Genomic DNA, 6,335 nt, shown 5'->3' with positions numbered 1-6,335 from the left:
GCCAGCTGTTGAATCGGCGCCTTCGACCCCTGCGCCTCGTCCACCATGCGAATGATCTTTTGTGAAACCCGCGAGAATCATGAAGGGGGTACACACGAACCTATGGTCAGGTATAAAATCGGTGCACTTTCACGTCCTGCGTTTCGCTGGTTTTATCTGGGGCGCGTCATCTCTCTTTTTGGCAGTGCGATGACGCCTGTGGCGCTCGCGTTTGCCGTGCTGCAAGTCCGAAGCGGGCAGCATCTGCTGGGATTCATCTTGGCGGCAGAAATTCTTCCAAACATCCGAAAGTCTGCGATTCCCCAATTGTACATAGGCCGTAAGAAGTGAGGTTTCCTCGCCTTGCGAAGCATCCTTTCGCAGCGTATCCTCCAATGCACTCAGCACATCTCGAAATGGCATATCATCCCTGAGTATGAAAAGCAATCCATTGCGGATGCCTTTAATCGATACCGTTTCTTTGATGGTCGTTGTGGATGGACGCGTAGCAAAACGTGACATGCTAGCCCTCCTCCTATCGATATCTCATGGTAATTCAACGTTTACCAGTGATATTCCTGCTAAGCGCATACGCATGATGCGGAAAGAATCGATCAAGCATCCCGCGGGCGATCGGTCCTGTCGAATCCGCACCGTGACCGCCGCCTGGCACGACGATCGCGATGGCGATACGTGGGTGCTTAAATGGCGCGTACCCGATAAAAACAGCATTATCAAATCCTTTGATCCCAGTTTCCGCGGTTCCTGTTTTACCTGCGGGTGCATACGCTACCCCACCATGCGCCCAATGAAACGTGGAATATGCCGTCCCCATAGGATCATTGCATGCCATCCACATTCCGCGCTGAACTTCGCGCAACGCCGCTTGATCAATGCCCGCGATTGGATAGCGTTTAAAATGGAGTTTGAGCTCCCCCACCTGTTGAACCACATGCGGTGTGATACGGTATCCACCATTTGCGAGCGCCGCTGCGTACACAGCCAGCTCAAGCGGGGTGTACACCTCATTTTGCCCGATCGCCGTATAGGGTAGATCCGTCAACTGAAGTGAACTGCCATTGAGGTAACCGGTCTCTTCCTCGGGCAAATCAATGCCTGTCCCTGTTCCAAGTCCAAAGCCACGACTGTATTGTTCAAGTTTGTGAAGGGTTTGTGGACGATCTGTTTTTAGCCATGTGGACGTTTTTCATTGCCGCGTGGCGGCCACCGACCATACCGCAGACTCGCTTGATAAAAGTACACATCACAAGACTCAGCGATGGCGTGCGCCATATCGAGAGGATCGTGACGCGTCCAGCAGCGAATGGTTGTTTCCATCCGTATTCGGAAGTTTTAGCGCACCGTTACAGTCAATTTTTCTTTCAACGTAATGGCTCGCTGATTGTAGGCAAAAAGTGCTGTCAACGGCTTCATTGTCGAGCCAGGTGCAATCGGCGCTTGGGTGACCCAATTTCGCTCCGCCGGCGCGAACCCGTTTTGATACGTTTGATAAGAGATTCCTTGGGAAAACCACTGCGGTTTGTAATACGGGTAACTCGCAAGCGCGAGAATCGAACCATCCTGAGGACTTATCGCAATGGCCATTGCGTGATTGATACCGCGATGCCCGTGGGACTTTAAATAACGGACTTGATCTGTGAGCAGATTTTGAATACTTCGCTCATACGCATGATCAAGCGTAAGGACAAGATCCGAGCCTTTGCTCGCATCGTGACAGTACGGAAGCGCGTGCAAAGGTACATTGCGGCTGTCCACCTCCATCACGATGCGACCAGGTTTTCCTCGCAGCGCATCATCATAGTAACGCTCGACGCCCGCCCACCCTACGCGTGTGGATGGCGGAAAATGTTCCTTTGTCACCAACTGCTCGATGCGCTGTGGAGGGATCGCGTTGATGTACCCAAGGATGTGACAGGCTGTATCTGCGTCAGGATAATTGCGAATCGAATCTGAAATGATGCGCACGCCAGGCAAATCAGACTGGTGTTCTCGAATATAGGAAACCGCGCGTGCAGATACACGACTTTCGACAAGCGTGTGTACACTCCCCGTACCATCGGATTTCAACCGACGTTTGAGTTCTTCAAGCGGGATGCGCAATACACTTGACAAGCTTTTTGCCACCGCGTCGACAGGGCGACCCGATCTCGTGTAGATCACGCTAAAGGACGGAGAGTCATACGCCATGACATGTCCCGAGACGTCCACGATTCTGCCGCGCGGTGCAGGCGTTGAATAGCTGTCAACACGATTGCGCACACCCGCTGCGAGGTACTCCGCACTTCTTCGGCACTGCATATCCCCGAGACGAAAGACCAACATTACAGCCGGCACGACAATAAGAAGCCATAGCGCGCGAAACCGTCGTTGACACTCTTCCCACTTCTCATCGTCTTTTGCATCTCGATCCATGCATCATTCACCTGTGAAGGAATTCCCGTTCCTACCCAGTCTACAAAAACAGTCGCGAGTCCTACAGACGTTCATGAAGTGCCGTCGGCAGTCGCGTCGTGATAACTGACCTTCTTTTTCTTTAAAAGCCTTGCGGATACGGTTGCGTAGAGCAGCAACACAAAAACATGGAGACGAGCGCCGTTTTGCTGGAACTGCGAATCACTTCGTGCAGCGTCGTACCGGACGCCTCCAAAAGCCTTGCCTCGCCATAGGTTACCCACGCAAACAACTCAGACGCAAGCCCAGTCACCAAAATGGCCAGAAGCGCGCTCTCCCGCAAAACCAGATGCCGAAAATAGCCTGCCAAATAACCAATCACGGCATACGCAAACGCAGTCTCTCCGAGAAAACGTCCATAGTCAATGTCCTGAATCAGGCCAATGCCAAGCCCAAACAACAGGCCCATGCGCGGGGTTCGCAAAAGCCCCGTCATGACAAGGCCGATGACGACAAGGTTTGGCGCGTACTCAGAGAGTGTCGGCGCGCGAAACACGGTCGACTCAACCAAACATGCAAATCAAAAACGCAACAAAAAGTAGGGTTGACCTCATGGAATCACCTGTCCCGGTTTTGGAACAAGCACAAACACATAGTCAATCGCATTAAAATTTGCGGCAGGAGCGATCACGGCAGATTTTGTAATCCCGGTCCCATCGAGTTGAAAGGACTGTACCTTTCCGATCAAGATGCCGCGCGGATACATATTAGATAATCCGGATGTGACGACAAGATCCCCGACGCGTGCGTTAGTCGACATTTGCGAAATAAACTGCATCAGCAAATCGTTTGGCACTGTCGCATTGCCCGAGACGATGCCAAATGTTGCCTGTTTCCCGTTGACAATGTTTGCCGAAACGCCGTCCGCACTGGCACTTGAAGTAAGCAGCGAGACAACACTACTTAGATTTGAGGATGAAGTAATCCGTCCAACCAGCGCCCCGTTCTGGTTTAAAACGGGCATGTCGCGCGCAACACCTGCGTTTTTCCAACAGAAATCGTGATGTCTGAGTCCCACGTTAGCGGACTGCGGCCCGTCACACGTGCCGCAATCAACTTGTACTGTGGATTCGCCGAACGATAACCCACCATTTGTCTGAGTTGCGCATTTTCCTGCTGCGTTTGATCAAGAGAGATTTGTAACGCCGCGTCCTTGGCAACCAGCGCCTGCAACGCGCTATTTTCCTGATAAAGTGTCGTCAGATCTTTGATTCTCGAGAAAAAGGTTTCTACTTGAAACGTTGGTGTATAAAGCCACTCACTCACAATTGATGTCACATCGCGTACAGCGCGCTCAGGCCACGATGAGCGAAACGCTCGATTGTGAAGCGTGACTGCCGCCACAATAAACAAGACGATCAGTCCGGCAAGAAAGCCGAGCAGTCGACCACCCGAAAAAGTCTACTCACGACCGCGCCTCTCCCTTACCCTCGGTTATCTGGCCCGTCTACGCTGGCCATACGCCCGGCGGTCGCGCAGCATCTCAATATTGTCAAGAGCCTTGCCGGTACCAATCGCTACACAATCCAGCGGATTATCCGCGACAAAAACAGGCATGCCCGTCTCACGCGCCAAATGCCTGTCAAGATTGCGAAGAAGCGCTCCACCGCCCGTTAGAACGATCCCGCGATCCATGATGTCTGCAGCGAGTTCTGGCGGTGATTTTTCAAGCGTAACCTTCACCGCCTCAAGAATACTCGCCACGGTGTCGTGAAGGGCGCTTGCCATCTCTTGCGCAGTAATCGTGACCGTCTTTGGCAAGCCGGTAACCAAATCGCGCCCGCGAATGTCAATCTCTTCTCCGGCTTCGTGCTCTAACGCCGAACCGATAGAAATTTTAAGTTCCTCTGCCGTACGCTCTCCCACCATCAAGTTGTAGTTGCGCTTGATGTGGTTCATGATCGCCTCATCCATCTCGTCACCTGCGACGCGAATGGAGCGGCTCGTCACAATTCCGCCAAGTGAGATAATCGCAACCTCCGTCGTACCGCCTCCGATATCGACCACCATGCTGCCAGTCGGTTCACCCACTGGTAACCCCGCACCAATTGCTGCAGCCATGGGTTCTTCAATCGTTTGCGCCTCGCGCGCACCAGCCTGAAGAGTTGCGTCGAGCACTGCGCGGTTCTCGACTGCCGTAATTCCTGACGGGACACAGACAATCACTCTAGGCTTTCCCGCAAAGACGGATTTTTCTTAAGCGCCTGACGAATGAAATATTTGAGCATCGTCGTCGTCGTCTCAAAGTCTGCAATGACACCATCTTTCATCGGGCGCACCGCCACGATGTTCCCAGGCGTGCGACCGATCATTTTCTTGGCCTCTTCACCCACGGCGCGAATTCCGCCTGTGTCTGTACGCATCGCTACAACAGACGGCTCGCGCAGCACGATGCCGCGCCCTTTCATATAAACAAGTGTATTCGCCGTACCAAGATCAATGCCCATATCCCGCAAATTACCAAACATCCTGATTAAACGCTCCTTTGTCTATTCCATTTCAATCGCCGCGTCCATGAAACCACGTTCACGCAAGCTTATATATCGTTTGTCACCGATGACAATATGATCCAAAACTTCGATCCCAAGAATCGAACCAGCGCGAACCAAACGCTGCGTCACACTGATATCCTCAGGACTCGGTGTGGGATCGCCTGAGGGATGGTTATGTGCGCAGATAATTGCTGCCGCGCTGCGGCGCAAAGGTGTTTTGAAGATTTCGCGCGGGTGGACAATCGAAGCGTTCAAGGACCCTACGGACACCGTTTCTTCTCCGATGATTTGATGCTTCGTGTCGAGGTGTATCGTAAAGAAATGTTCTTTTTAAGGAAGCGCAGCTTGTCCATCACATAATCCGCCGCATCCTTTGGCGAGCCAATCTTGGCGATCGCTTCACCTCCGAGTGCAGATACCCTGCGCCCCAATTCAATCGCCGCAAGAACGGCAAGGGCTTTCGCGCGGCCAACGCCCGGAATTTGACGCAACTCGCGAACATCCGCCTCCAAAAGTTCTCGAAGTCCACCCATTCGTGAGAGCAGGTCATCCGCAAGATCAAGCGCGGATACACCGCGCCGTCCCGTTCCCAAGAGAAGGGCAAGCAACTCGCTCGTGGAGAGCGACTGTGCGCCGTACTGCATCATTCGTTCTCGCGGTCGCTCTGTCAGCGGTCGATCCATCATCAGTGTACCACGTTCTTGCGCGCCACGCTCGGTCATTCAGCATTTCCCCCTGTAGGGGAAGATTAGAAATTTCTAACCGTGCAAACAGATCAACCGTCAAGGAGAGCGGCAATCCAACAACCGCATAAAAATCTCCGTGGATTTCAGTGATAAATGGAGCGCCGATCCCTTGAATGCTATACGCCCCTGCCTTATCCATTGGCTCACCCGTATTAACATACCACGCAATCTCTTCATCGCGCAGCATGCGCATTGTCACACGCACATGTCGATAATCCATTTCACAGCGCATGGTATCCGCTTGAACAAGCGCCACACCTGTATAGACATCATGTGTTTTTCCTGCCAATCGACGCAGCATCGCCTTTGCCTCTTCGACAGACGCTGGTTTTCCAAGAGGCTGATCTCCATCATAGACCAGCGTATCCGCACCAAGCACAATACTGTTCGAGTAAATCCTGGCGACACTTAACGCCTTTTCGCAAGCAAGTTTCATCACTAGTTCATGCGGTGGTAGTTTCGCTGTATGTTCTTCTTCATAGTCTGGCGCCACAGCTTCGTGCGCGATGCCAATCTGTGTCAGCAATTGCGTTCGCCTTGGTGAGGTAGAAGCCAAAAGAATTCGGTTCAATCAGAGATCCTCCTGAAGCGTTCGGTTTTGGCTCTAGTATAAGAGATGGAACTCGACACGCCCACTCCAATCCGA

The 6,335-nt window shown here is 52.5% G+C and carries 6 protein-coding genes and 4 pseudogenes; 1 reads left to right on the top strand and 9 read right to left on the bottom strand.

Annotated elements, in window-relative coordinates:
- The first annotated feature begins 102 nt into the window (after positions 1-102).
- A complete protein-coding gene (locus tag ATW55_RS15655; protein ID WP_235586973.1) occupies positions 103-330 on the top strand; it encodes a hypothetical protein in 228 nt (75 codons plus the stop codon).
- Between the two features lie 12 nt (positions 331-342).
- On the opposite strand, the pseudogene ATW55_RS17140 reads toward ATW55_RS15655, so the two are convergent.
- From ATW55_RS17140 to ATW55_RS02930, 9 genes and pseudogenes are all read right to left on the bottom strand, one after another.
- Positions 343-402: pseudogene (locus tag ATW55_RS17140) on the bottom strand (hypothetical protein); the annotation flags it as partial.
- 133 nt (positions 403-535) lie between these two features.
- Positions 536-1,132, bottom strand: a pseudogene (locus ATW55_RS02965) (penicillin-binding transpeptidase domain-containing protein); the annotation flags it as partial.
- Positions 1,133-1,332: 200 nt separating this feature from the next.
- Positions 1,333-2,412 (bottom strand): penicillin-binding transpeptidase domain-containing protein, encoded by a 1,080-nt coding sequence (locus ATW55_RS02960; RefSeq protein WP_067712130.1) that lies wholly within the window; start codon positions 2,410-2,412, stop codon positions 1,333-1,335.
- A gap of 121 nt (positions 2,413-2,533) precedes the next feature.
- Entirely contained in the window at positions 2,534-2,962 is a 429-nt protein-coding gene (mreD, locus tag ATW55_RS02955) for a rod shape-determining protein MreD (protein WP_082685485.1), read from the bottom strand.
- Between the two features lie 39 nt (positions 2,963-3,001).
- The gene (gene mreC, locus ATW55_RS02950; RefSeq protein ID WP_067712124.1) at positions 3,002-3,415 is read right to left on the bottom strand and encodes a rod shape-determining protein MreC; all 414 of its coding nucleotides are present in this window, start codon (positions 3,413-3,415) and stop codon (positions 3,002-3,004) included.
- Entirely contained in the window at positions 3,403-3,804 is a 402-nt protein-coding gene (gene mreC / locus ATW55_RS02945; protein ID WP_067712121.1) for a rod shape-determining protein MreC, read from the bottom strand. The genes mreC (ATW55_RS02950) and mreC (ATW55_RS02945) overlap by 13 nt, the downstream gene beginning before the upstream one ends.
- Positions 3,805-3,885: 81 nt before the next feature.
- Positions 3,886-4,919, bottom strand: a pseudogene (locus tag ATW55_RS02940) (rod shape-determining protein).
- Between the two features lie 21 nt (positions 4,920-4,940).
- Positions 4,941-5,590, bottom strand: a pseudogene (gene radC, locus ATW55_RS02935) (RadC family protein).
- Complete coding sequence (locus tag ATW55_RS02930) at positions 5,502-6,260, bottom strand: Maf family protein (protein ID WP_235586972.1); 759 nt, start codon at positions 6,258-6,260, stop codon at positions 5,502-5,504. Before ATW55_RS02930 ends, radC begins: the two are co-directional and overlap by 89 nt.
- Between the last annotated feature and the right edge of the window lie 75 nt (positions 6,261-6,335).

Source organism: Ferroacidibacillus organovorans (assembly GCF_001516615.1).
Lineage (GTDB): Bacteria > Bacillota > Bacilli > Alicyclobacillales > SLC66 > Ferroacidibacillus > Ferroacidibacillus ferrooxidans_B.
The sequence above is the reverse complement of the archived record's forward strand: the minus strand, read 5'-3'. Positions and strand labels throughout refer to the sequence as shown.

What these genes read in the sequence shown, in the direction of transcription:
- ATW55_RS02960 (WP_067712130.1), bottom strand. Translation starts at nt 2,412, where the DNA reads ATGGATCGAGATGCAAAAGACGATGAGAAGTGGGAAGAGTGTCAACGA.
- ATW55_RS15655 (WP_235586973.1), top strand. Translation starts at nt 103, where the DNA reads ATGGTCAGGTATAAAATCGGTGCACTTTCACGTCCTGCGTTTCGCTGG.
- mreC (WP_067712124.1), bottom strand. Translation starts at nt 3,415, where the DNA reads ATGCCCGTTTTAAACCAGAACGGGGCGCTGGTTGGACGGATTACTTCA.